This is a genomic window from Bittarella massiliensis (ex Durand et al. 2017), assembly GCF_017566145.1.
GTDB lineage: Bacteria > Bacillota > Clostridia > Oscillospirales > Ruminococcaceae > Bittarella > Bittarella massiliensis_A.
Genome location: NZ_JABFCL010000051.1, coordinates 1 through 341 on the forward strand (window position 1 = coordinate 1; position 341 = coordinate 341).

Here is a 341-nt window from a genome sequence, read left to right on the forward strand (position 1 = left end):
ATCTTTCTGATTGTTTCTTTCGGAGTCTTTCTCACTGCAGGAGCGATACCACAGATACCTGGGATTCCGCGGTGGCTTTTAAGACTCCAGGGGATTTTCCAGGGCGCCACGGTAATGATTATTTTTCTGTGCGTTCTTCTCATGTACAATCTGATTTCCAACTATACAAAAGTGCGTAACCGGGAGTACCGGACATTTTTGGTTCTGGGGATTCGGACCCGGACCATCTATCTGCTCTTTGCGGTGGAATTTGGCGTCAGTATGATTCTTTCGGCTGTTACCGGTCTGTGTTCGGGAGGGCTTGTGTATACTTTGATCCGGCATGTATTAAAGGACCGGAT

At 47.5% G+C, this 341-nt stretch carries 1 protein-coding gene; it reads left to right on the forward strand.

All coding sequences use genetic code 11. The features are described 5' to 3' along the window. Window positions 1-114 precede the first annotated feature (114 nt). Window positions 115-341, forward strand: a 227-nt coding sequence (locus HJY11_RS13410) for an FtsX-like permease family protein (protein ID WP_208076444.1), incomplete at its 3' end; no start/stop codon positions are given.